Genomic DNA, 25,550 nt, shown 5'->3' with positions numbered 1-25,550 from the left:
ATGAAAAAACCAACCCAAAGCATATCACTACTAATCTCATACACTTTAATCTTTTCACCACTACACGCTGCTTCTATCCAAACAGATGGAACTACAAACACCACACTTGAAAAAGCAAGAAATGATGTACCTATAGTAAATATAGCAAATCCTAATGCATCAGGACTTTCTCACAATAAGTTTAGAGAGTACAATGTAGAAAAAAAAGGTCTTATCCTAAATAACTCCAGAGATACAACTGTAAATACTCAACTAGGTGGTTTTATATTTGGTAATAAAAACCTAACTTCAAATGCAAAAGTAATACTAAATGAAGTAACAAGTAGTTCAAGAACTAGGCTTAATGGTTATACAGAAGTAGCAGGACAAAGAGCAGACCTTGTCATAGCTAATCCAAATGGACTTAGTATAAATGGAGCAGGATTTATAAATACCTCTAGTGTTACTCTTAGTACAGGAACCCCTATCATCAACAGAGGAAATTTAGAATCTTTTAACATACTTGGGGGAGATATAAGTATAGATGAAGATGGACTAGATGCTATGGGTTCAGACTCTACTTATATATATACTCACTTTCTAAAACTAAATGCTGATATACATGCAAAAAACTTAGAAATTAAACTTGGTAAAAATAGTATAGATGCTAATACTAATCAAATCATATCTTCTACAAACTCTAATGAAGTAGCCCTTCTCCTAGATTCATCTACACTAGGTGGAATGTACGCAAATAGAATCTCTCTTGTAGGAACAGATAAAGGTTTAGGAGTGAACCTACCCCCTGAAGTCTTGGCATCTACGGGTAAGATAACTATTACAAATGATGGAGATATAAACTTACAAAACCTAAAAGCAAAAACAGATATCAATATAGATGCTAAAGACTCAGAGATAAATATAATAGCTACATTAGAAGACACAACAAAAGACACAACAAAAGACACAACAAAAGACACAACAGAAGACACAACAGAAGACACAACAGAAGACACAACAAATAATAACATTACTGGCTTATCAGCTGGTGAAAATATTACTATAAAAGCAAAAAAAGTAACTAACGATGCTCTCATAAACAGCTCAAACGATTTAACCATAACTTCTGATAATTTAACTAACAATAGAACTATATTTAGTGGAAATGATATGTTTCTTTATACTAAAGATACTCTTTTAAACAATGAAGACGCAAATATATTTGCTGTAAATAATCTAAAAATAGCAAAAGATGACTCAAATAATAAAACAGACTTAGTAAAAAACTATAAGGCAAATATACTTACTTTAAATGGGAATATAGATGTACACTCAGAATCTTTAGAAAATATTGCAGATGTGCCAATCTTAACAGGATATTATAGAGCTTCAGACCAGAGTGTTATAAATGGAGTAAATATTTCAAATGATACAACAACAGTCCCTTGTGGGAGTTGGTGTAAGAATATAATAAATATAAGAGTAGATAAAGTTGATTTTAAAGGTGAATCTAAAGCTTCAGCTATAAACTCAGGTAAAGATATAAATATATATGCAGATAATATTACAAATAAATACTCTTTAATAGCAGCAAATGGAGATATATACTTATCAAGCACTGTTATAGATAATCAAGAAATACAAATAGCAGAAGTTACTACAAAAAGTATTGCTATGTTTAGAAAAAATAAATATTGTAAAGGTAGCGTTGCAGGTGCTTGTTATCAACATGGATATCGTTTTAAATATATAGGAACAGATGTTTCTAAAACAGTAACAGTTATTAAAAATATTTCTTCAACTATTCAAGCAGGGAAAGATATAACTGGTGATGTAACTAACTTAAATAATTCTAATATTAAATCTAATCAAGTCATCACAAGCTCAACAACAGTAAGTAAAGATGGGGACAGCATAACCTACAAAAACTCAAAGAACAACACTCCTATTATCACTATCCCAACAGATAATTATGGTCTATTTGTAAAAAACAAAAATCCTAAATCTAAATTTCTTATAGAAACAAATCCTGAGTTTGCTATTTACAAAAACTTCATAAGCAGTGACTACATGATGAGTCATATTAACTACGACTCACAAGCAACAAGTAAAAAGATAGGAGATGCTTTTTATGAAAACACTCTTGTAAGAGATAGTATATTTAAACAAACTGGAAGAAGGTTTTTAAGTAGTGCTATTAAAAACGATAACGACCAATTTAAATACCTGATGGACAATGCGATACAAGCAAGTAAGTCACTAGAACTAATCCCAGGAATATCTCTAAGTAAAGCTCAAATAAATGCACTTACACAAGATATAGTCTGGATGGAGGAACAAGTAGTACAAGGAGAAAAAGTACTTGTTCCAGTTGTTTATATAGCAAATGTAAATAAGTTTAGACTAGAAGGTTCTCAAATAATTGCAGGAGATAGTCTAAACTTAAAAGTAGCAACTCTTAAAAATTCAGGAAGACTTGAAGCTGGAAAAAGTTTAAATATAGAGGCATCAGATAGGATTACAAATATAGATGGAAATATAAAAGCAAATGAAGATATAACTCTACAAGCTACAAATGATATATCAAATATAAGTGCCACTATAAAAGCTAAAAATATAGACCTAGCATCTACAGATGGTTCTATTATAAATAAACGATACGCTAAGAATGTGTCTTATGGTAAGTTTGGCGGTAAAGATAATAAAGTTCTTATCGGTAATACTTCAAATATCCAAGCCTCAAGCACTCTAAACATAAAAGCAGCAAAAGATATAACTATAGAGGGAAGTAAACTACAAGCAACAAACGACATAAACCTAGATGCTACCAATGTAAATATAACAACAACTGTAGATAAAAAAGATTTTTCAGGTGGAAATTCGGATAACTACATAAAAGAAAAGTCTACAACCCACTTAGCCTCAAACATAAATGCTAAAAATATAAACATAAACTCTAAAGATACGACAAGCGTAAAAGGCTCAAACCTAAACGCAACTAATGACTTAAATGTAAAAGCTGCGAAGATAGATATCATAGCTGTTAACAACACAACATATACAGAAAGTAAAGAGTCCTCAAAAGGATTCTTCTCCTCAAGCCAAACAATAACTAAAAAAGCAACTTCTAAAAACATAGCATCTACTCTAAATGCAACTAATGTAAAACTAACAACTACTAAAGATAATATATCCGTAGTTGGTTCAAACCTAAATGCTAAAGAAACACTTGCCTTAGATAGTGCAAAAGATATAAATATAAAAGCTGGTTACAACATAGACTATAAAGATACTAAAACCATAAAAACAAGTATGTTTAGCGGTGGTGATCTCTTTAGTAGCAGTATGGATAATATTGGCGCATATGATAAAACAGCTGAGTCTTCAAACCTAAAAGCTTCAAACATCACTCTAAAATCAAACACTACAAATATACAAGGCTCTAACTTAGAGGCTAAAAAAAGTATAGATATAGATGCCAATGACATAAACATACAAACAGCTAAAGAAGAACATAAAACATGGGAACAACATGAAAAAATCTCTTTATCATTTAACCAAGCCCTAGAAGGGATTGGTAATCTAGCTTTAAATATGGCCACACTTGGTCTGGCAAATGCAGGGGGAGATGATGATGATATCATAAACATAAAAGCTTCTTACTCTAAAACACAGGAACGAACTAACTCTATAAACAATGTAGCTTCAAACATAAAAGCAGATGAAGACTTATCTTTAAAAGCAAACAGTGGTGACATAAATATAAAAGGTTCAAACCTAGCTTCAGGAGGAACTACAACCCTAGATGCAGCTAACAATGTAAATATAGTCGCAGCCTATGATAAAGACAAGCACAGCTATAAAGAAACAAGTGGATATGTAGAGCTAAAAATAACATCAGATAAAGGACTAGAAACTGAGATAGACCTGACTCTAAAAGATGAACAAGAAGACCTCTCAAAGGCTAAAGGTTCTACTATAGTATCTGGTTCAGATTTACTTATAAAAAGTAAAAATGATACAAATATCATAGGAAGTGATTTAAGTAGTGGTGGAAGCACTACTATGCAAACAGACGGTGAGCTAAAAATAGCAGCCGCTAAAAACACAAGCACAACTTCAGTAGATAACCTAAACATACATATTCGTGGTGAAGGTATACCAAATATAGAACTAAAAAATGAACAACTAGAAATAGAACTAGGTCGAGCAACTATAGATAAGATAAAAAAGACAACAACAGATATAACAGCTAAAAAGTCAAATGTTTCCTCAGATAAGAACATAGACCTAACAAGTGAAAAAAGCATACTATTAGAAGGCTCAAACCTAAAAGCTAAAGAAGATGTAGTCCTCACTGCAAGTGAAGACATAACAATAAAAGAAACTAAAGAAACAAGTAAAATAAAATCAGATGAGATACATGGAGTAGCAGTAGCTAAGGTTGTAGTAAAAACAGAATATGTTGCACTTCATAAAGCAATATTGGCAGTTCAAGAAGCAAAAAAGACAATAGACACCGCAAAAGGTAACTATGATAAGTACAAAGATGAAGTAAAAAGACAAGAGGGTTTATTTGCTAAAGTAAAACAAGACTATAAAAATAAAACAGGCTTTATAGAACTAGCAGATGTAGAAGAGTTTAAAGAACTACTAGATGACTTAAAAGAAGATGATAAATACTATAAAGCAAATATAGCATTATCAATAGTTACCTTCGCCACAAAAAACACAGCCCTATTATCTCAAATATCAAAAACAGCAACTGCTGCTTCAAAGACATTGGGTACAGCACTTAGTGCTTCTATAGAACTAGATATAGATGCTATAGAAACACAACTAGAAGAATATGCTCAAAAAAGCATAGCTTCTGGTGTAATGGCTAAGAACATAACACTAAGAGCAAAAAATAAAGCAACAGTACAAGGAAGTACTCTACAAGCAACAAATGATATAAACATAGATGCCACTTCAACAGATATACTAGCATCTAAAGACAACTATGATAAAAGCAAAGACACACAACACCAACACCTAAACATAAGCATAGGAAGTTCAGGCTTTAGTATGAGCGGTAGTGTAGATAACTCAGAGACTACAAATGAACAAGCAACTCAAACAAACTCAAACCTTCAAGCAAACAACATAAACATAAACACTAAAGAAAAAACAACTATAAAAGGTGCAGAGGTAAAAGCAAAAGACACTCTAACTCTTAAGACTAAAAACTTAGAAGTAGCATCTGTACAAGACACAAGTAGAACAAGAGAAAACTCTGTAGGTATAAGTGCAGGATTTGGTTCAAGTGGAATAAACTCTATAGGAGTAAACCAATCAAATGCTTCTTCTAAAGCTAAACAAACAATACTTACAAGCATAAGTGGAAACAAGGTAGATATAACCACACAAGAGCAAACTAAACTTAGAGGTGCAACTATATCGGCACAAGATGCACAAGGAAATGACAACTCAAACCTAAACCTAAAAACAAAAACTCTTCTAGCATCTAGCCTTAACAACACTTATAACTCTAAAAGTATGTCTGTAGGAATACAAACAGGAATAACTTCAAGTAATTCTCAAGATATAAACAAAGGTATAGAAGGTGGGACAACAGAGATAGATGGAGTAAGCACTGTATCACTAGACTACTCTAGCGATAGAACCAACTCAAAAACAAAAACCTTAGCAACCCTAGGAAAGGGAAACATTCAAATAGCAAATAAAGAAGACTCAGATACAAAAATGCTAAATAGAGATGCAAGTAATAATGAAGTAGATATTTATAATATAAGTTCTCATAAAGGTCTTAAGGGTGAACTTGATACTAGGCTCTTGAGTGAGGATGGTAGAAATAAGATAGCAGAAGACATAACTATAAGTCTTTTAGCAGGTCAATCTATTGCTGATGTAGTCACAAAAGATTCCGTATCATTAACAGGGATAGGTAGAGGAGATGGAGAAACATCTTTACTACAAAACTTAAAAAATAAACTAGACTTACAAAAAGGAACAAAAAAGTTTGTAAATGACCCAAAAAATGAAAAAGCTAGAGATATATTACTAAATCCAGATGCATCTGATGAAGAAGTTCAAAAAGCTCAACAACAACTACATATATATATAGCAAAAGAGATGGGAATAACACCAGCAAAATTAAAACTAATATTGGATTCTAGTAATAAAGGATTTACTTCACAAGAAGACGGTGCTATTCATTTAGCTACAAATAATCATACTAATATGGGAGATATGGCAAATACTACTCTAAATGAAACATCAGATGTAGCAGACTTGCAAAGAGATGCAGGTGTAGTAAAAACAGATAGCTATAAAACTAATAGAGATGAGTACTCTAAAAACTTTGGTGACTTAGGACAAGACCTGCTAGATAATCAATACTCAAAAACAACAGGTAACTCAATAAATAATACAAGCTATAACCAAGTTAATGCAAATCTAAAAAAACATAGTAATACTATAGCAACAAACACAAAACATTACCAAACGCTAGATAAAGGTAAAGGTGCTCATAGGCAACTAAAGAGCAAAGAAATAGACTTTATAAAAACAAAAGCAAAATCCTACGCACAACAAAAGTACAATAAAACAAATCCAACAGCACAAGAGATACAGGGTGCGGAGCATGAACTAGCGCAAGAGGCTATGCGAAGTACAGATAAAGCTTGGTCTTTAGTGTTAGGTAAAACAGATAAAGAAGCTCAGAAATTTTTAAAAGAAAATTCTGATGGTTTATTTGCTGTAAAAAATCAGCAAGAGTTTAAAGATGGTTCTACAAATGGGGAAAAAGATATAAAAGACTTGTCATCTAGTGAGTATGAAAATCTTAAGAATTTTTATAAAGATAATGTAGAAAAAACAAATAAAGAATCACTAAAAGACTTGTATGTAGACGATGCTAAAGATAGAGCTATACAAACAGGTAAAGAAATTGTTGAAGCAGTTAAAAACTCACCTGAAATAGCAAAACAGGCTTATGAAAGCACAAAAGATTATATCAACGATACATCTAAAGAAGAGATATACAAGGACTCCAAAGAATTAGCTTCTAATACTCTTGATGATGTAGTTGAATTTGGAAAAGATGTTGTTGATTCTACTAAAGATTTGTATTCAAATACTACAGACGATAAAACATCAAATAGAATAAACGAACTATATGATGATAAAACAGCTTCAACTGTACAAGGATTACTAGCTTCTGAGAAAGTAGCTGAAGGACTAGTTAGTATTGGTGGAGTTACTGCTGTAGGTAAAGCAGGTGTTAAATCTCTTGTTAAAAGCTCTGTACAAATAAGTAAAAAATTACAAATTACAAAAGCACAAACATTAGCAAAAAAAACTAATTTTAAAGATGCAAATGAACACTATATATATCCAGATAACACTAAAGATTTAGATGCAATTCCTGGAACAATAAAAGATACTAATTTGCAAAAAGGGGATATACTTATTCGTTATGTTAGAAAAGATTCTTTGAAACGTTATGATAATAAATATAATTTGGAGAACGACACAAGAGGAACATATACAACTAAAGCAGGTGAAAATTGGGAAAGTTTGTCACTCCCAGGAAAAAAAGATGATTATGTGGCATATAAAATAGAAGTTTTAGAAGATATGCCAGCAAAACAGAGTTTGGTAACTCCTTGGTTTGACCAACCAGGCGGTGGAGTTCAGTATAAGTTTGATGAGAGTGTTTCTGATATGGCTAAAGAGAATATAGATGAAGGAATAAAATCTAAGATAAAATTGATTGGAGAATATAAATAATGAGTTTATCAAAAAAATATAATTGTGATATTAATGATATTGATATAGTTAAAAAATTGCCAAATGAACCTGATAAATATTTGTATATCTTAAGACCCATTGAAGGTAAATACGATGATGATAAGTTGTATAAAAATGAACTTGGAGGATTAAAAAAAGTTGCTTATAAAGCAATTGGATTTTCTTCTCTCCTCCTTTTCCTAAAAAAATACCGAGCTAACCCAGAACTACTTCCAAAAAACCTAAAACATGAATACCCTTTTGATGATACTTCTTCAGAAGACATATATAAAGCAATGCAACTAATGTTAAAACCTATGAATAGCTTTGAAGAGTTTAAACAAAGACTCCTATTATCCACAAAAGAGTTAGCTCCAAAAGAGAAAAAAGAAAAAGGTTTTAGATTTGGAGAAAAGCTTGTTTTTATAAATAAAAAAGAAAATTGTGGAAATGCTATAAATATGTATGGAGAACTAATACCTATCTTAAAAGAGTACAATGAAACATACTGGGAAGATGCAATTCTATTTGATAAAGAGAAAAAAATATTTGAATACTATGTAAAACCTGAAAGAACAAATGACACTCCAAGTAGAGATAATTGGAGATTACATATAAAGTTTTATGAAGAAAAATACCTTTATGAATATTTACTAAATGAAGAGATAGGTGCTGTTAGGTAAAGTAGAAAAAGTTACACCTCTAGACATGAATCTCCACTTTAAAACAAATAAAGGAAAGTCCAACTAGATGCACCCACTAAAAACAGCATTAATAATACTTTTCCTTTTAAACAACTACTGCTACGCACACCTACCAACTCTAACAGCCTCCAAAGATATAAGCATAAAAGAAGCAAAAAAGACAATAGACACCGCAAAAGGTAACTATGATAAGTACAAAGATGAAGTAAAAAGACAAGAGGGTTTATTTGCTAAAGTAAAACAAGACTATAAAAATAAAACAGGCTTTATAGAACTAGCAGATGTAGAAGAGTTTAAAGAACTACTAGATGACTTAAAAGAAGATAGTAAATACTATAAAGCAAATATAGCCTTATCAATAGTTACCTTCGCCACAAAAAACACAGCCCTATTATCTCAAATATCAAAAACAGCAACTGCTGCTTCTCAAACATTGGGTACAGCACTTAGTGCTTCTATAGAACTAGATATAGATGCTATAGAAACACAACTAGAAGAATATGCTCAAAAAAGCATAGCTTCTGGTGTAATGGCTAAGAACATAACACTAAGAGCAAAAAATAAAGCAACAGTACAAGGAAGTACTCTACAAGCAACAAACGATATAAACATAGATGCCACTTCAACAGATATATATACTACCCCAAGAAAATCAAACAACTATTTCTAAAGTTTAATTCTTAAAAGAGTAAAATTAAACAATAAAAATAGAAGGTAATCTTATGAGTCGAAAAAGAACAACATATACAGCAGAATTCAAGACAAAGTTAGTTTTAGAAGTTTTAAAAGAAGATAAGACACTAAATGAAATAGCAAGTGTAAATAATATCACACCAAAAAACTTACAAAATTGGAAGAAGATATTTTTGGAAAATGCAGAAGTTGCGATGGAACCTGCAAAAGTAATTAAAGAGTACAAAGAAGAGAATGTAAGATTACAAGCTAAACTTGATGAATATGCAAAGGTTGTAGGTCAACTAACAGTAGAGAAGGACTGGGCGGTGGGAAAGTTAAGCAGCTTGGACTCTAGCTATAAAAAGGAGTTGATTGATAGAGATGAAAATAAGGCATTATCAGTTGTAAAACAATGTAATCTTATTAACTATAACAGAAGTAATTTGTTCTATGCACCAATGGTAAATCTTGCTAAAAATGTAATTAAAAAACATATAGAAAAAGTATTTGAAGAGATACCAAGCTATGGCTATATGAAAGTGTATCATCAACTACTAGAGGATGGTTTTCGTGTCAGTCCCAACACAGTGCTGGCATACCGTAGAGAGTTAGGTTTACAGGCTGTTTTAGCTGTAAGACCACCAAATACAAGCTGGGCGGACAAGCAACATCATAAATACTCTTACAAAATAAGAGGATTAGATATCGTAAGAGCAAACCAAGTATGGTCAACAGATATAACCTATATTAAAATTAAAGGTGGTATGGTCTATATGGCTGCCATAATTGATTGGTATTCTAAAGCAATATTATCTTGGCGAATATCCAACACAATGGATACAGATTTAGTCATGGGTGTACTAGATGAAGCACTCGCACTCTATGGTAAGCCTGAGATATTTAATACTGATCAAGGGTCACAATATACAAGCTGTATCCACACTCAAACATTAAAAGATAATGACATAATTATCTCTATGGATGGTAAAGGTAGAGCAACAGATAATATTTGTATTGAGAGGTTCTGGAGAAGTGCTAAAGTTGAAAAAATATACCTCAATGAATATGAGAGAGTATCAATTCTCAAAAGTGATGTTAAGGATTATATAGAATTTTATAATCATAGAAGATTTCATGAGACATTGAAATATAAAAAACCTATGAATGTTTATTATGATAGTTTAAAAATCAATGATGAGAATTACACTAAATCTAGTGAAAATGTAGCATAGGGTAACAGGTATTTAGGGAATTAGATTTTTGAAAAAGTTGTCTTGACATATTGGGGTAGTATAATATTAGCATCTAAAGACAACTATGATAAAAGCAATGGAATGTCCCCTATAAACTAGACAATTACTAATCCAGTAAAAACCTAATTTTCTGAAGACCCCAAATTATACCTTTTTTCAAACTCATTTGGTGAAATATAATCCAAATAACTATGTCTTCTTTTCGAGTTGTAGAACATTTCTATATATTCAAAGATTTTAGATGCTGCAACTTCTCTAGTTAAAAATACCTGCTTTCTAACAAGCTCTTTTTTTAATGTTTTGAAGAAGCTTTCCGCAACTGCATTATCATAACAGTTTCCTCTTCTACTCATGCTAAGAGTAATATTATGCTTCTTGGCAAACTTTTTATAATCATAAGAGCTATATTGACTTCCCTGATCGGAGTGAAGAATAACCTTATCATCCTTATGCAGTCTTGTAACTGCCATTTTAAGTGCATCAATAATTAGTGGTGTTGTTTGTCTATGTCCTGTCGCCCAGCCAATAATTTTTCTATTAAATAAATCTATAACAGTTGCCAAGAATATCCATCCTTCTTTTGTTCTAATGTAAGTTATATCACTAACCCAAGTATCATTAGGTTTATTTACTATAAAACACTGCTGTAAATGATTAGGATGTGCCTTGTGAACGGGACCAGCTTTAGAGTATGGCTTACGTTTATAAGTGCCTACACCATAGAGCTTGGCCTCGCTCATCAGTCTAGCTACTCTCTTTTTATTTACATGAACTCCAAGTTCTTTTAAATCTTTATGAATATTTCTATGACCATATACCCCATTGGATTCTTTATAGGCTTCTTTTATCTGAATAAGTAATTCTTGATTTTCCAACTCTCTATTAGAAATCGGTTGATTTAGCCACTGGTAATATCCACTTCGGTGCACTTGCATAACTTTACAAAGTCTATGAATGGCATAGACTTCGCTATAAGCTTTAATAAAAGTATATTTTAGTTTGTGTGGCTTGCAAAGTACACCGCGGCCTTTTTTAGGATGTCCCTCTCTTCTGTAACTCTCTTTAGCTCTTTTTGGAGTTTTTTTATCTCCGCTTGGGACTCATCCATAATCTTATATTTTTTTACTGCTGCTGGAGACTCTAATCTTTTTATCCAACCACTTAACGATGTTGGATGTATACCTAATCTATTTGCCGTATCTGTTATGCTGTAACCATTTTTAGTTACTTGTTTTACTGCCTCTATTCTAAACTCTTCACTGTATCTTTTTCTTGCCATTTTTCAACCCTATAATTTTCATAATGTTATATCATTATACTATCTAAATTATTGGATTAATTAGTGTCTAGTTTATAGGGGACATTCCAAAGTTGGAAAAAATACTTATATCAAAAGATGGTTCAACAAAAGAGTTTCCATTTGATGATAAGACTATGGTGTTTAAAGTTATGAACAAGATGTTTGCTTTGGTATCAACAAGAAGAGTCTCCACTAAGGGTAAATTTAAAATCATTACCTGAGGATGCCATCGGTTATCGTGATATATATGAGTGTGTTATTCCAGGCTACCACATGAATAAAAAACATTGGAACAGTGTAATACTTGATGGAACTATGAAAGATGAAATTTTAGTTGATATGATTGATGAATCTTACGCCTTAGTAATTTCTAAGCTTACAAAAAAAGAGAAAGCCAAGTTGCTTTTGTTTAAAGAAAAATAATCTTTCTTTAAACAAACATAGGATCACTAGTTGGCTCTATCTCTTCAAAGTCTTCTATAATTGTGCTAAACATTTTCATAGTTTTTTTTGCTTTTTTTGTATGCTCATCAAAAATTTCCTTAGATGCTGGAAAAGCTTCACCTAGTTCTTTGTAAATTAATATGCGTCCGTTTATATGTTTATCTATTTCTGTAAAAGCATCTTTAAGATACTCTTTTTTAGTAGTATGTCTAAACAATGACTTCACCATTTTTGTGCGTTCTTTTATAGGTATGGACTCATCAATTGCCTCAGCAATTCTTTTGATATCTAAACGAGAAAGATATACTCCACTTTGAGCAGGAGCTAAAAGCTTGGAAGTTAAGGCATCTACAAATTGTGGAACAGCTTCTTCATCTTCTTTATCTCCAACATCCCTATTTTGAGTCATTGAATCTTCTGTATTTACTGAACATTTATCACTTACAAACTTATCAAACTCTGCTTTTAAATCACTTAAATCATGTTGTTCCATTACTCTATCCTTTTATTATTTTTTTATATGCTACAGCACTTAATTGTTTTATCATATCATCATAACTAACATACTTAGCATCTAGCTCTTTGGCTCTTTGTTTTAAAGCCGAAAACTGTTTTGAGTTTTTCATATCAAAACAAGTTTTTGGTAAATTTTCTATCATATCAAAACTCTCAAAATCTGAAAAATCTAAAACAGCATCAAATTTTGACATATCTACACTCATGCCATCTACTAAACGATTTATATCTGCATTTTTAAGTTGTGCTTGTTTTGTAAACTCCATCAACTCTTCAAGATTGTCATGAAAGTAACTAACTTCAAATCCGCAGCTTAGAAGTGTAAATGCTTTTGTATAGGGTTTTATCCCTACCACTGCTATCTTTGTCGCTAGAACATCTTTTAAAGCCTCATTTAGCACTCTAATGCTAAATAAGTCACCAATCAATCTATCATCCTTTTTAAAAACAATATCACACATACCTGATTCTATAACCATCACACTTGATTCGTCTAAAACATCTAGTATGGCATCTGTATATTCACTAGAAATTATTGCACCATCTACTTGTGATTTTTTCATATTTGAGAGTGTAAAATATAAATCATCCTCTCTAATATTCATAGGAATCATCATCGCATCATCACTATTTAGTTTAAACATTTTGTTTACAACTGCACTAAATCTACTAACTCCAGCATACTCACCTATAAAACCAAAAAGTTTAGTTTGCGAAGAGATTTGATTTGCTTCATTCATCTTCTATACCCCATAACTCTCTTGCTTCTTCATCTTCTGCCTTGCATCTATAACACATTTTATCATTTGAATTTGTACTAAAAATAACATTACACTCATCACATCTTCTAACTTTAAAAGAAATCAAATTTTGAACCTCTGGAGCAAAAAATTCTTTTATATTGTAGGAGGAAGAAAGAGTGATAGCATCTACCTCACATACATCATGACAGATATTACACTTTATACACAGAAAAGGATCAAAATCAATCTTAGAGTTTTTTATATCTGAAGTTAATGCTCCAGAAGGACAAACTCGATAACACATTTGACACGCTGTACAACTATCTTCATTCATTAGCTTTTGTGAAGTAAAAGTTACTTCATTAGCATCTACTATGTGAAACTCTGAAGGTTTTTCAACTCTTTTTATAGCTGTAAAAAAAAGTTTTCTCCTATCTGTCAACCTTTTTTTCTTTAAAAGTGCTATATCTTCTTTTTGCAAAGTATGCTTAACCAACTCATCACTAGCTTTTTTAACTTCTATCTCAAATGCGTGTTTTGTTTTAGCAATATTTTTTATATTTATTGAACCAAGAAAACTTCTTCTGTCACTATTTTCTTCTTTATCTTCTTCGTAACAAACATTTTGAAGTTTTATAACTGCGTCACTTTGCATGGCTTCTAAAAGATATGTCGCTTCTTCATAGTTTTTAATTATTTGAGGCTTACACTTATGTGCTATTTCACACTCAGCACAATGTCCCATATCCAAAACCATTTCTTTTTTTAAAACAGCTAAAGAAACTATATGCTCAATACTTAGTCCTGCAATACAAGGAACATTTTTTTTGCAAGAGATTAGATTTTTTTTGTCCTCTAAAAAAGAGAAGAAAAATTCACTTGGTTTAAAATTTTCTAAAACTAGAGCTTCACTTGGACAAATCGCATCACAAGCACCACAGCCAACACAAGCTGAAAAGTTTATAGCAGGGAGAGGATTATTACCAACTACAATAGCATCTGTTGGACAAATAAGCTCACACTTGTTGCATTGACTCTCTCTTGCTAGAGAGCGAACACAGCGACTTGCTTCTAGTTTTATCAAGGACATAAATTATTTTATTTTTTCTACTAAATATTCGTTATCACTAAGTAAAAACTCCATAGTCATCTCAGCAGCATCGTAGTATAAGGGTGTTCTAGCCTCATACTTCATATTTATAAGATAAAGCGGTGCCCATTTTAGTAGATGTTTATTCAAAAACTCTTTTTGAACGACTTGTACTTCTTTTACTGCACTTTCATTCTTATCTTCTAAAGCTTTTAATTCTGCTAAACATAAATGATGCATAAACTCTAACTCAACACCAATGTGGTCTGAAGAAACAGTTCTAGATGCTTCATAATCAACCATAAAGTTATATGCACTATACATATCTGTTACAGGGTTTGCTCCACCTGTTTCAACCATTTGGTCATCTCTTACATAAAATGACTCATAAGGAATAAGATGTAAAACAGACAAGTTTACAAAATCTGGATTAAAATACTCTTGCAAAAGTTTATTTTCATCAATATCTCTAAGTTGCTTCCACTCTTTTAAAGTTGGAAAAAATTCTAAAATATTCTCATCTTTTTTAATCATATTTAAAGTTTTTATATCTAACTCTTGAAGTAAGATTCTTGACATAAGCGCATAAATATTAACTCTAGACTTTATTTTTTGCATATAATTTATACCTTTTATTTAGTAGTTCTTTTATTTAAGTGATGATTTTATCACAAAAAGATAAAAATTTCTTTAGCTTATATTTTTAACTTCATTTTCATGATATATACTCATTGATGGAAATGCAAACTCAAGGTTATTTTTTTCTAAAATCTTCATCATTTGGTGCATTACATCTTCTTTCGTAGCTAACCATTCTTCCCAATCAACAGTTTTTGAAAAACAATAAACGAGTATATTTATACTAGAACTACTAAACTCATCCAAGTAAACAAGTAGTGTCTTCTTTATCCCATGTGAATCTTCATAAGACAAAATTTTAGATGCACTATATTGGCTTCTATCTATTTCTGTTTTATCTGTTGCAATATCTGGATGCGTTTGAAGCATCTCTTTTATTTGTAATACAGCATTTCTTATATCATCTGCTTTAGAATCATATTTCACACCCAAACTCATCTTTATTCTACGACCTAACCTTCTTTTGTTCCAGTTTTTAATATCTGTATTTGCTAAGTTTGCATTTGGAATAGAAATAAGTGCATTATCAAAAGTTCTAATTGTCGTAACACGAAGTCCAATCTCAACAACAGTTCCCTCTTGATTATCAGTAACTATCCAATCTCCTTGAGAAAAAGTATCGCTAAGTAAAATGGATAATGTTCCAAAAAAGTTTGCAAGAGAATCTTTTGCAGCAAGTGCAATAGCAAAACCACCTATACCAAGTCCTGATAATACAGCAGTTAGATTTACCCCCGCTGAATATAAAATAAGTAAAAACCCTATTATCCAGATAAGGAAATTAACTATTTTAATCCCTACATTAATGATTTCATTCTTTATACTTGAATTATTATCGATTTTTAAAATTTTTATAGAAACAATTGTATTTAGTGTTTTGTATACTGAGTAAGTAAATAAAAAACTATACAAAACATTAAATGTCATGCTTATACTATTTATAGATATGAAGTCATTATATATATAAATCACTATTTCTATATTTATAAGTAACATAATAAATTTTATACTTTTATGTAGTTTATTTACGATATCCTTTGAGTACTTTTGAATATATTTAATTCTAAATAATAAACTTTGAGCCCAAGTATATACATACTTTTTTATACCATAAATTAAAAGTGTTACAAATATAATAACGAGTATTTTTATTATGCTAAGACCAAGTGGTTCAAGCATAGAGTTAATATTTTTTGTTACTTGCATCTCATTAATTCTAATTATTGGTGCAACTAACCCGTACTTTGAGTATTCATTTAAACTATACATTTTTTTGTCAAAGTAAGAAAGATATTTAACAATATCATTATTTACTTCTATGAGGATATAATAAATTTTCACATACTCTCGAACTTTTATTAATACTTTTGATTCACTTTGAAGTTCTAAATATTTTTTATAATCAATATTGGTAATCTCTTGAAGTTTCATCTGATTTCGCACAAATTCTTTATTTAAAAACTCTTGATATTCATCGTAAGAATGCATAGTATTTAACGCAGTTAAAATATTTTTTATCATTTTCTTTTGTTCTGATAATATTTCATATATTTTTATTAATATTTCATCTCTAACAATAGCTAGAACATTATTGTAGCGTTTATTTAAATGTATAACTTTTTTCAAAGCAAAAATTTCAGCATCATATTCTTTAGATGAAGCTAAGTACCTTTCTTTATCTTCAAGAAGTTCATTTATTGCCTTAGAGTACATAACTTCTTGTTTTTTAATTATTTTTACTATTTCTTCTTGAGTAATGTTTTCACTATTCATCTCTTTTATTAGTTCTAATTGATTTTCTACAAAAGGCATAAAATTAATTTTACCAAATATTAAAACTGGGAATAGTAAAAAGAAAAGAAAAAATATTTTTTTCACTTCTAAATTCCTTCTGCTATCATCGCATCTGCAACCTTTTTAAACCCTGCAATATTTGCTCCATCAACATAGTTGCCTTCTACACCGTAATCTTTAGCAGTTAGTGCAACTCTTTTACAGATTTGTTGCATTACATTTTTTAATTTTTCATCAACTTCTTCAAAACTCCAATGACTCATAGAAGCATTTTGAGCCATTTCAAACTCACTAACAGCAACTCCGCCAGCATTAGCTGCTTTTGCCGGAGCGAAACAAATCTTATGAGATAAAAAGTTACTAATTGCAGTGGGGGTAGAAGGCATATTAGCCCCTTCACTAACACTTACACAACCATTAACTATTAAGTTTTGGGCATCTAGCTCATTAAGTTCATTTTGCGTTGCACATGGAAATGCGGCATAACAAGGTATATCCCAAACTGCATGAGAACCCTCTGGATATTCACTAACTGGTATGTACTTAGCTTCTGAAAAAGTTTTTGCATACTCTTGTAAAGAAGTTCTCTTTTCTAACTTTATCTCTTTTAGTAAAGCTAGATCAATTCCACGAGCATCATAAATTGTACCTTTAGAATCGGAACAAGTCACAGGAATAGCACCAATTTGAAAAAGTTTTTCTATTGCATGTATAGCAACATTTCCAGCTCCACTAACTGTACAAATTTTACCTTCTAAACTCTCTTTATTCTCCATTTCTAACATTGCTTGAGTAAAATATACTACTCCATAGCCAGTTGCCTCTGGTCGCATTAGAGAACCACCAAACATAAAAGGTTTACCTGTCAGAACTCCTTCATAAGATGAAGTTATCTTCTTATACTCTCCAAAAAGATAACCAATCTCCCTAGCACCTACCCCTATATCTCCAGCAGGTACATCAATACGAGGACCTATATATTTATGAAGTTCAGTCATAAAAGATGAACAAAACTTCATAACTTCAAAATCACTTTTTCCTTTTGGATCAAAATCACTACCACCTTTGGCACCACCAATAGGTAATCCAGTAAGTGCATTTTTCAGTATTTGCTCAAATCCTAAAAATTTTAAAATACCTTCATTGACACTCGGATGAAATCTCAAACCACCTTTATATGGTCCTAAAGCATTATTAAACTGAACTCGATATCCTGTATTTACCATGATTTCGTTTTTGTCATTGAGCCATGTTACTTTAAACTTGAAGATTCTATCTGGGATAACTAATCTATCTAAAATGGAGTTTTTTTTGTAGCAATCATTTGCTTCTAAAAGAGGAGCAATAGAATAAATTACTTCTTCCAATGCTTGAAAAAAGATTGCATCTTCTTCAGAACTAACACTCTCAAATTTTTTAATTTTTTCTTCAGCTATATTCATAATATTCCTAAACTTGTATTTATCAAAATATTATCAAAAATATTGTAAGTAAAACATTAAAAAATAGAAGTTCTTTTACTCTTTATCTGGTTCCCAAGTTTTAAAACGAATATACTGAGGAAATGCTTCTGGCTTAAATATCGACTTACCTAAAAGCGTTCTTATTGATTCTTGAATCCCCTCAGTAATATTTGGATGAGGATGAACAGTTTTCATAATGTCACCAAGTCTAATTTTATGGTCCATAAGAGTTACAATATACATGATTGCTGATGATGATTGTGGTCCAGCTGCTCTCATTCCTAATATTCTAGGATTTTCTTCATTTGTAACAATCATCTTAAAAAAACCTTTCATACTTCTCATAGCTATTGCACGAGAAACTAAAGCGTGTGAATAAAACACAACTTTATAAGGTATTTTTTCTTTCTGACAATCTTTTTCACTCATACCAACAGTTGAAATTTCAGGATTAAAAAACATAATAGCTGACATGTTTTCATATCTTAAAGGAAATTTAATTTTTTCTTCAATCGCTTTAGCGGCAAATCTACCTTCCATCTCTGCAATATGAACAAGAGCTGCATGACCTGAAATATCACCAGCTGCATAGATATTACCACAAACTCTACAACAATCATCAGTTTCTATGATTCTTTTGTCTTTAATCTCTATGCCGATATTTTCAAGACCCAATCTTTTCATAGTAGGAACACGACCAATAGATACTAAAATAACATCCACACTTATAACCTGAGTATGTCCATCTGGATAATCAAGTGTAACATCTATGTGGTTTTCATGTTTTTTAATACATCTAAGCTTAGCTTTGTGAAAAATATTTACACCATTTGCTTCAAGCATTTTTCCAGCATAATCACTTACATCATCATCTTCAAAAGGAATAACTCTTTCTTGTGAATCAAGTAAATAAACTCTTGTCTGTGCAAAATCTGCAAAAATTGTAGCAAATTCACAGCCAATGATACCAGCACCAACAATGAGAATTTTTTTAGGAAATTTTTTAAGCTGTAAGATATGGTCTGAAGATATAATTCTTTCACCATCAACTTCAAGAAGTGGATGCTTTCTAGGGTGAGAACCACTAGCTATTATGAAGTCATTTGCTTCAATTTCAACTGTTTCGCCATCATGCTTTTTAACTATAAGCGTTCTATCTTCTGAAAATTTTCCCCAACCTTCAAGAAGAGTTACACTTTTTTCACTTCCTTCTTTTTTAGCAAATGTTTCTATCTGAGAACGAATTTGATATTCTTTTGTTCTTACTGCTGTAAAAACATTATCTCTAACTTTTTCATAATCCACTTGAAGACCAGAAGCACGATAACCACGATCTACTCTATTTGCACTAGCAAAGTCTTTTGAGAGTTCCCACATAGTTTTAGAACTAAGAGCGCCATTAGATATGCCAGCACCACCTACATGATCACCTTCTACGATTACAACATGATTACCAAAATCATAAGACCTCATTGCCGCAGCAAAACCTGCAGGACCACAACCTATAACACATACATCATATTTTATTTTTTTCATGCAACAACTTTACTATAAGTTTTCTTTATTCTTACTGCCTTTATCGCATTTGATTTAAAACAATGATTTAACTCATAAATTATGCTAAAATTTTATAAAAAAAGAAGGAAATATTATCACTTACACTCTAATTCACACAATTCATATTTTTTCAGTTTTTATCTACGGTGGTTTTTTATTTGTAGATATTTTATTTTTATCAAAAATGCCGCAATCACTTAATACAGAAGAGTATACAAAAGCTAAAGAAGCTATAATGATGCATGTCAGGAAAGTTGTTCCTTATGCTCTTATGGTTGCAGTGGCAAGTGGACTATATTTAATCTCTCAGATTTTTGGAGAAATTTCTCCTGAGGGTCTGAGTCGTTTTCAAATGCTACTTAGTTTGAAAGCTTTTCTTGGGATATGGTTAGGCTTTAGAGGAATAAATCAAAAACTTTTTGGTATAAGTCCTTGGGTATTTAAAAAACATATTTTCCCTTTTATCTTGGTAGTAATTATTATTTTACTATCTCAATTTATGCATATATAGGAACAAATAAAAATGAATATCATTTATGACATTGTAATTATTGGTGGTGGTCCTGGTGGAATCGGAACAGCTATTGAAGCAGCAGTTCACGGTATAGAAAACATCTTACTAATTGATAAAGCGGACAATCATTCAAACACAATTAGGAAATTTTATAAAGATAACAAAAGAGTAGATAAAGACTGGAAAGGTCAGACTATGAACATAGAAGGTAATATCCCTTTTATGGATGGAACAAAAGAGTCAACACTAGACTTTTTTGACCAACTACTTGACCAAGAGAAAATAGATACTGCTTTTAGGACAGAAGTTGAAAGTGTCGTTAGAAATGAAGAAGAAGACATATTTCTAATAACTACTCCTACACAAAGTTTTAGATCGCGTGCAGTTGTAGTAACTATTGGAAAAATGGGAAAACCTAATAAGCCATCTTACAAAGTTCCCCCATCTATCAAAAAATATGTAAATTATAATCTTGACAAATGTAGTAGTGGTGAAAAAATTCTTGTAGTTGGTGGTGGAAACTCTGCATCTGAATACGCTTATGAACTAGCTGACCAAAAAAATAGTGTCACACTAGTATATAGAAAAGATAGCTTTTCTCGCCTAAATCCTGAAAATGAAGAAACTCTAAAACGCTACGATGGACAAGAAAGATTACGCCTTAGAATGAATACTGATATCGATAGTTTAGAAAACTACGAAGGTAAAATAAAAGTTAACTTTAATGATGGTTATTTTACTATTTATGACCGTATTATCTATGCTATTGGTGGAACTTCGCCTGTTGATTTCTTGAAAAAATGTGGAATAACTGTTGATGAAGATGGAAAACCTATTTATAATGAACATTACAGAACAAGCGTATCATCTCTTTATGTTGCAGGAGACATAGCTTTTAACACTGGTGGCTCTATTGCAGCAGCACTTAATCATGGTTACCATATAGTAAATTCAGTTATGGCAAGAAGTGGGAAAATATATGCTCATACTGATAAAATTGAAGAATTTTTCAAAAATAATCCAGATTTTAAATAATTATTCCCACTCATCATACTTAGAGTTAACATGCTTGTCTTTTTTATATCGCCTTGCATTTTTACTCTTATCTAGTTGATTTGAAGAATATAAAATTTCATCTTTTATATCTTCTATTTCTTTATCAGACTCTTTTAAAAATATTATTTTTTTAACAAGAGTTTGTAAATCTTGGAGTTCACCTTTATATACTGCCACTTCTTCTATTCTTCGCAAAACTTTTAAAGCATTATTTATCTTTTTAACAAAACCTGGCATCTTCAACTCAGGTGTATTTAAAAGATATGAAATAGTACTCTTATGAAATCTCTCCAATGCTCTTATGTATCGTAATCTATTTGAATTTTCGATAGCCTTATTTGACGCCGCCATATTTTTCCTATTTTTACTAATATAATATTGATATAATTATACACTTTAAATATGGAGAACAACTTGATAAAAATATTTCTATCTTTTATGCTTTTGAGTATTACACTCTTTGCTGATTTAAAAAATGAGTACCCTACACAAAAATTTCTAAACTCTAAAATACCAATAGTCGATATAAGAACACCACCAGAATGGGTAGAAACTGGCTTAGTTAAAGATGCTATAACTATTATGTTTTTTAATGAACAAGGTGGTTACGATATTAAAGGTTTTTTAGCTGAGTTAAATAAAAAAGTAGATACTACAAAACCTTTCGCTCTTATTTGTAGAACAGGTAGCAGAACAAAAATACTTTCACAGTTTTTAGCTAAAGAACTTGACTATGATGTTATAAATCTTGCAGGTGGAATGATGTATGTAAAAGGCATGAATTTACCAATAGTTCCTTATAAAAAATGACACTACTTCGATTTTTCTTCTACTTTATAACAAGAGTAATTGTCCTATTTGGGGCAATCGCACTTATTATTTTTCTTCTTTGGGGTATTTTATATCTTTTGTTTCTAAGATGATTTAAGAGGTTTAATATTATTTACTAAAGCGTACAGCGTTGGTAAATATAAAAGATTTAAAAGAGTTCCCCACATCAAACCAAAACCTAAAGAAACTGCAATTGGTTGTAAAATAACTGCTTGTCCTGTTGCGTAAAACATCAAAGTAAATAGTCCTAAAAATGTTGTTATAGAAGTTATAACGATAGGACGAAGCCTAAGTTTAGCTAGTTTAAAGAAGTCTTCTGACTTATGAGTCCCATGTAGAAAATCTAGCATAATTATGCCATCATTTATAACAACTCCAGCAAGTCCAAGTATTCCGATAACAGAAGGCATACTCAAGTTCATTCCTAAAAGTTTATGCCCTAACAATGCACCTAAAACAGATAATGGAATAACACTCATAACCATTAGAGCATATTTTATTTTTGAAAAAATAAGTAAGAGTGTTAAAAAAATCAAAAACATAGCTAAAACTAAGGCATTTTTCATATCATCTTTGAGTTGTTTTTTCTTCTCTTTTTCACCAAGTAGTTGTACTTCTATACCAGAGTCAGAAATTTCATCAAGTGTAGATGCTATTGACTCTAAAACTTCAGTTGGAGTTATTATGCGTTTATCTACACTTGCATAAACAGTTTTAACAATACTTCCGTTTAGTTTATCTATCTTCTCATATCCTTGAATCTGCTTTATTGTAGCTATATCTGTAAGTTTTACAAATCGTCCATCACTAAGAGCTACATTAAAATCAAGCAATCTTTGAGTACTATTTTTTAAACTATCTCTTGTTTTTATCTCCATTACTCCGCGTTCGTTAAAAGTGGTTGATTGTTTTTTTTCTAAAAAGTAGGAGCTTAAAACTCTTGCAACAGATGCTTCACTTAAACCTAGACTTTCTCCATAAGAGTTAATTTTTATCTTATACTCCATCTTGCCATATCTTATGTTATCGCTAAAATTTTTAATCCCCTTAAGTTTAGAAATCTCTACTTCTAGTTTTTTAACAGCTTTTTGTAAAGAGGCGTCATTGCTTCCAGATAGATTTATCTGAATATCACTTTTTATAAGCCCCGGTTTATCTTCCATAACACCAAGTTCAACCATTTTATATTTCTGCTTAAAAGGAGCGACTAACTCTCTTACTCTTGGTGATAATTCAAAAGTTTGTTTTTGTCTGATTTTATCAGGATTGTTAAAATCAAAACTAAAGTTTAGAACAGGACTTATATATTTGTTTATAAAATTAGTTTCTTCTCTTTCATATAACTCCATTGTGATAAAAAAGACGCTATTATTTCTTTGCGTTTCACCTGATAAACTTCTTCTATATCCACTTGTAGCAGAGATGGACTTTAGTGAGAACTCCTCCGAATACTTCATCATTTCACGCTCAATCTCACTCGCTATTTTATATGTATCTTCAAGTGGAGTGTTTATATCTAATTTTCCTGATATATAAAGATTATTACCATCAAAATTTGGAAAAAATTGAAACTTCATTGACTTTGCAGTGATCATAGTTAAAAGTGGAATCAAAACTATAAATAGAAGTAAAAATATTTTCTTATACTTTATAGAAAAAGAGAGTGTTCTTCCATATAAATCTCTAAAAGGATTCCAATCTATGAAGTTGTTACTTTTTCTTAAAAACTCAGATGCATGAAGTGGTAGAAATATAAAACTTTCCAAAAGAGAGCCAATCAAAATCATAACAACAACTATTGGGATAAGTATCAGAAAAAGTGCAATTTCTCCTGTTAGTAAGAACATAGGCAAAAAAGCTGCGACTGTCGAAACTGTAGCAAGTGTAACAGGGAGTATCATCTCTTTTACTCCGAGCAACGCCGCCTCACTGTTTTGCATCCCTTCATCTATATGCCGTTGAATATTCTCACTTACAACAATAGCATCATCAACTACTATACCTATGACTATCAAAGCCCCTAAAAGTGAAACTATGTTTATAGAATAGCCCATATAGTAAATAAATAATAAGCCAATAATAAATGAAAATGGAATACCCAAAGAAACTATAAGAGCAATTCTAAGATTAATTAAAACGAACATAGATAAAAAAACTAGGATAAGTCCAAACATTAAATTTGAAAGAACAGTATTTAGTCTATTTTCAACAGGTTTAGAAGTGTCTTGGTAAAAATTAAATGAAACTTTTGGATAGATTCTTTTAAGCTTTTTGGCATACTCTCTTAATTTTTTTGAGAGTTTTATGGAATCACCTAGCTCTCCTTTTGAGATAACTAAAGTAAGTGTTTGTTTAGCATTAAAAGATGCTAGAGTATCTGTTTGTGGGTACTCAATTTTAACCTTTGCTATATCTCCTAACTTTATATATTTACCATCTATATTTAAGATGCTATCTTCCCATTCTAAAGCATTTGCCTTACCATTTGCCGTAGATATATAAACAAATTTTCCTCTTTGTTCAATATCTCCAACAGGAAAAATATATGATAAATCAGAGATAGCTTTTAAAACACTTGAATGTTTTAAGTCATAAGCTAAAACAGCTCCAGAATCAACTCGTATAGATATTTCTTCTTTTGAATCTCCACGAATTAAAATTTCACTAATATGTTTTATACGAGAAATCTTTGTCTTAATCTCTTTTGCAATAGCAGTCAATTCGCCTTTACTCATCTTGTCTGAGGATAGAGATAGTTTTATAAGAGATTTAGCTTTATCAAGAAGTCTTGCAACAGGCTCATTCATATCTGATGGAAGATATTGCCTAGTGAGTGCAATGGAGTCTTTTACACGAGAGAGTATATTTACTTTATCTACACTTTTATTTAAAGTTAAAATAATGGCAAATGCCCCAGGAGTGATAGTTGTTTCTGTTTTATCGATACCGTTTATGTTACTGAGTTCTTCTTCTATATCACGAACGGCCATCTTATCCATAATAGTCGCACTTGCACCACTATAAGCACCACGAACACTAATCTTATCAAGCTCAACATTAGGGAAAATTTCTTTTGGAATATTTATATAAGCGTTATAACCCATATATGCTAAAAAAATCAAAAGCATATAGTTCAATCGTTTATTATCTATAAAATATTTTATGATTTTAGTCAAATGAATAATCCTTTTTCATATT

Annotated in this window: 19 protein-coding genes; 9 read left to right on the top strand and 10 right to left on the bottom strand. The window is 31.1% G+C overall.

The window, feature by feature from the left end:
- The 4 genes from MOV42_RS04550 to MOV42_RS04535 all read left to right on the top strand — a co-directional run bounded on the left by MOV42_RS04550 (position 1) and on the right by MOV42_RS04535 (position 10,384).
- Positions 1-7,773: a hemagglutinin repeat-containing protein gene (locus MOV42_RS04550; protein WP_324172603.1), complete on the top strand. Its 7,773-nt coding sequence runs from the start codon at positions 1-3 to the stop codon at positions 7,771-7,773.
- Entirely contained in the window at positions 7,773-8,456 is a 684-nt protein-coding gene (locus MOV42_RS04545) for a hypothetical protein (protein ID WP_324172602.1), read from the top strand. Before MOV42_RS04550 ends, MOV42_RS04545 begins: the two co-directional genes overlap by 1 nt.
- 67 nt (positions 8,457-8,523) lie before the next feature.
- Positions 8,524-9,147 carry a hypothetical protein gene (locus MOV42_RS04540; protein WP_324172601.1) on the top strand — a complete coding sequence of 208 codons (624 nt, stop codon included), beginning with the start codon at positions 8,524-8,526 and terminating at the stop codon, positions 9,145-9,147.
- A gap of 52 nt (positions 9,148-9,199) precedes the next feature.
- Positions 9,200-10,384 (top strand): IS3 family transposase, encoded by a 1,185-nt coding sequence (locus tag MOV42_RS04535; RefSeq protein WP_324171567.1) that lies wholly within the window; start codon positions 9,200-9,202, stop codon positions 10,382-10,384.
- Positions 10,385-10,527: 143 nt separating this feature from the next.
- Here the strand turns inward: MOV42_RS04535 and MOV42_RS04530 are convergent.
- A protein-coding gene (locus MOV42_RS04530) for an IS3 family transposase (protein ID WP_324170770.1) occupies positions 10,528-11,684 on the bottom strand; the annotation gives its coding sequence in 2 pieces (ribosomal slippage) (positions 10,528-11,432 and positions 11,432-11,684; 1,158 coding nt in all).
- 92 nt (positions 11,685-11,776) lie between these two features.
- Between MOV42_RS04530 and MOV42_RS04525 the strand changes: the two genes are divergently transcribed.
- Both MOV42_RS04525 and MOV42_RS04520 read left to right on the top strand, forming a co-directional pair.
- Positions 11,777-11,926 (top strand): hypothetical protein, encoded by a 150-nt coding sequence (locus MOV42_RS04525; protein WP_324173049.1) that lies wholly within the window; start codon positions 11,777-11,779, stop codon positions 11,924-11,926.
- Entirely contained in the window at positions 11,868-12,128 is a 261-nt protein-coding gene (locus MOV42_RS04520) for an MmcQ/YjbR family DNA-binding protein (protein ID WP_324172600.1), read from the top strand. Before MOV42_RS04525 ends, MOV42_RS04520 begins: the two co-directional genes overlap by 59 nt.
- A 7-nt stretch (positions 12,129-12,135) precedes the next feature.
- Here MOV42_RS04520 and MOV42_RS04515 read toward each other — a convergent pair whose 3' ends face one another.
- The 7 genes from MOV42_RS04515 to MOV42_RS04485 all read right to left on the bottom strand — a co-directional run bounded on the left by MOV42_RS04515 (position 12,136) and on the right by MOV42_RS04485 (position 19,930).
- Complete coding sequence (locus tag MOV42_RS04515; protein ID WP_324172599.1) at positions 12,136-12,642, bottom strand: hypothetical protein; 507 nt, start codon at positions 12,640-12,642, stop codon at positions 12,136-12,138.
- 4 nt (positions 12,643-12,646) lie between these two features.
- Entirely contained in the window at positions 12,647-13,405 is a 759-nt protein-coding gene (locus tag MOV42_RS04510; protein WP_324172598.1) for a hypothetical protein, read from the bottom strand.
- Complete coding sequence (locus MOV42_RS04505) at positions 13,398-14,498, bottom strand: 4Fe-4S binding protein (RefSeq protein ID WP_324172597.1); 1,101 nt, start codon at positions 14,496-14,498, stop codon at positions 13,398-13,400. The genes MOV42_RS04510 and MOV42_RS04505 overlap by 8 nt, the downstream gene beginning before the upstream one ends.
- A 3-nt stretch (positions 14,499-14,501) precedes the next feature.
- Complete coding sequence (locus tag MOV42_RS04500) at positions 14,502-15,116, bottom strand: molecular chaperone TorD family protein (protein WP_324172596.1); 615 nt, start codon at positions 15,114-15,116, stop codon at positions 14,502-14,504.
- A 72-nt stretch (positions 15,117-15,188) separates the two neighbouring features.
- A complete protein-coding gene (locus MOV42_RS04495; RefSeq protein WP_324172595.1) occupies positions 15,189-17,015 on the bottom strand; it encodes a mechanosensitive ion channel family protein in 1,827 nt (608 codons plus the stop codon).
- 2 nt (positions 17,016-17,017) lie between these two features.
- Positions 17,018-18,373 carry an NADP-specific glutamate dehydrogenase gene (gene gdhA, locus MOV42_RS04490; protein ID WP_324172594.1) on the bottom strand — a complete coding sequence of 452 codons (1,356 nt, stop codon included), beginning with the start codon at positions 18,371-18,373 and terminating at the stop codon, positions 17,018-17,020.
- A 75-nt stretch (positions 18,374-18,448) separates the two neighbouring features.
- Positions 18,449-19,930, bottom strand: a complete 1,482-nt coding sequence (locus tag MOV42_RS04485) for an NAD(P)/FAD-dependent oxidoreductase (RefSeq protein WP_324172593.1) — start codon at positions 19,928-19,930, stop codon at positions 18,449-18,451.
- Between the two features lie 205 nt (positions 19,931-20,135).
- On the opposite strand from MOV42_RS04485, the gene MOV42_RS04480 reads away from it, so the two are divergent.
- Both MOV42_RS04480 and MOV42_RS04475 read left to right on the top strand, forming a co-directional pair.
- Positions 20,136-20,462 (top strand): hypothetical protein, encoded by a 327-nt coding sequence (locus tag MOV42_RS04480; protein WP_324172592.1) that lies wholly within the window; start codon positions 20,136-20,138, stop codon positions 20,460-20,462.
- Positions 20,463-20,474: 12 nt separating this feature from the next.
- A complete protein-coding gene (locus tag MOV42_RS04475; RefSeq protein WP_324172591.1) occupies positions 20,475-21,500 on the top strand; it encodes an NAD(P)-binding domain-containing protein in 1,026 nt (341 codons plus the stop codon).
- Here MOV42_RS04475 and MOV42_RS04470 read toward each other — a convergent pair whose 3' ends face one another.
- A complete protein-coding gene (locus tag MOV42_RS04470) occupies positions 21,501-21,872 on the bottom strand; it encodes a hypothetical protein (RefSeq protein WP_324172590.1) in 372 nt (123 codons plus the stop codon).
- 63 nt (positions 21,873-21,935) lie between these two features.
- Between MOV42_RS04470 and MOV42_RS04465 the strand changes: the two genes are divergently transcribed.
- Positions 21,936-22,331 carry a rhodanese-like domain-containing protein gene (locus MOV42_RS04465; protein ID WP_324172589.1) on the top strand — a complete coding sequence of 132 codons (396 nt, stop codon included), beginning with the start codon at positions 21,936-21,938 and terminating at the stop codon, positions 22,329-22,331.
- A gap of 104 nt (positions 22,332-22,435) precedes the next feature.
- Here the strand turns inward: MOV42_RS04465 and MOV42_RS04460 are convergent, their stop codons facing one another.
- Positions 22,436-25,528, bottom strand: a complete 3,093-nt coding sequence (locus MOV42_RS04460; RefSeq protein WP_324172588.1) for an efflux RND transporter permease subunit — start codon at positions 25,526-25,528, stop codon at positions 22,436-22,438.
- Positions 25,529-25,550 lie beyond the last annotated feature (22 nt).

The sequence above is a fragment of the Sulfurimonas sp. genome, from assembly GCF_029027405.1.
GTDB lineage: Bacteria > Campylobacterota > Campylobacteria > Campylobacterales > Sulfurimonadaceae > Sulfurimonas.
This window is presented reverse-complemented; position numbering and strand designations above follow the sequence as displayed.

Excerpts from the sequence above, each read along its gene's own strand:
- MOV42_RS04550 (WP_324172603.1), top strand. The coding sequence starts at position 1 with ATGAAAAAACCAACCCAAAGCATATCACTACTAATCTCATACACTTTA.
- MOV42_RS04545 (WP_324172602.1), top strand. The coding sequence starts at position 7,773 with ATGAGTTTATCAAAAAAATATAATTGTGATATTAATGATATTGATATA.
- MOV42_RS04540 (WP_324172601.1), top strand. The coding sequence starts at position 8,524 with ATGCACCCACTAAAAACAGCATTAATAATACTTTTCCTTTTAAACAAC.
- MOV42_RS04535 (WP_324171567.1), top strand. The coding sequence starts at position 9,200 with ATGAGTCGAAAAAGAACAACATATACAGCAGAATTCAAGACAAAGTTA.
- MOV42_RS04515 (WP_324172599.1), bottom strand. The coding sequence starts at position 12,642 with ATGGAACAACATGATTTAAGTGATTTAAAAGCAGAGTTTGATAAGTTT.
- MOV42_RS04510 (WP_324172598.1), bottom strand. The coding sequence starts at position 13,405 with ATGAATGAAGCAAATCAAATCTCTTCGCAAACTAAACTTTTTGGTTTT.
- MOV42_RS04505 (WP_324172597.1), bottom strand. The coding sequence starts at position 14,498 with ATGTCCTTGATAAAACTAGAAGCAAGTCGCTGTGTTCGCTCTCTAGCA.
- MOV42_RS04500 (WP_324172596.1), bottom strand. The coding sequence starts at position 15,116 with ATGCAAAAAATAAAGTCTAGAGTTAATATTTATGCGCTTATGTCAAGA.
- gdhA (WP_324172594.1), bottom strand. The coding sequence starts at position 18,373 with ATGAATATAGCTGAAGAAAAAATTAAAAAATTTGAGAGTGTTAGTTCT.
- MOV42_RS04485 (WP_324172593.1), bottom strand. The coding sequence starts at position 19,930 with ATGAAAAAAATAAAATATGATGTATGTGTTATAGGTTGTGGTCCTGCA.
- MOV42_RS04480 (WP_324172592.1), top strand. The coding sequence starts at position 20,136 with ATGCCGCAATCACTTAATACAGAAGAGTATACAAAAGCTAAAGAAGCT.
- MOV42_RS04475 (WP_324172591.1), top strand. The coding sequence starts at position 20,475 with ATGAATATCATTTATGACATTGTAATTATTGGTGGTGGTCCTGGTGGA.
- MOV42_RS04470 (WP_324172590.1), bottom strand. The coding sequence starts at position 21,872 with ATGGCGGCGTCAAATAAGGCTATCGAAAATTCAAATAGATTACGATAC.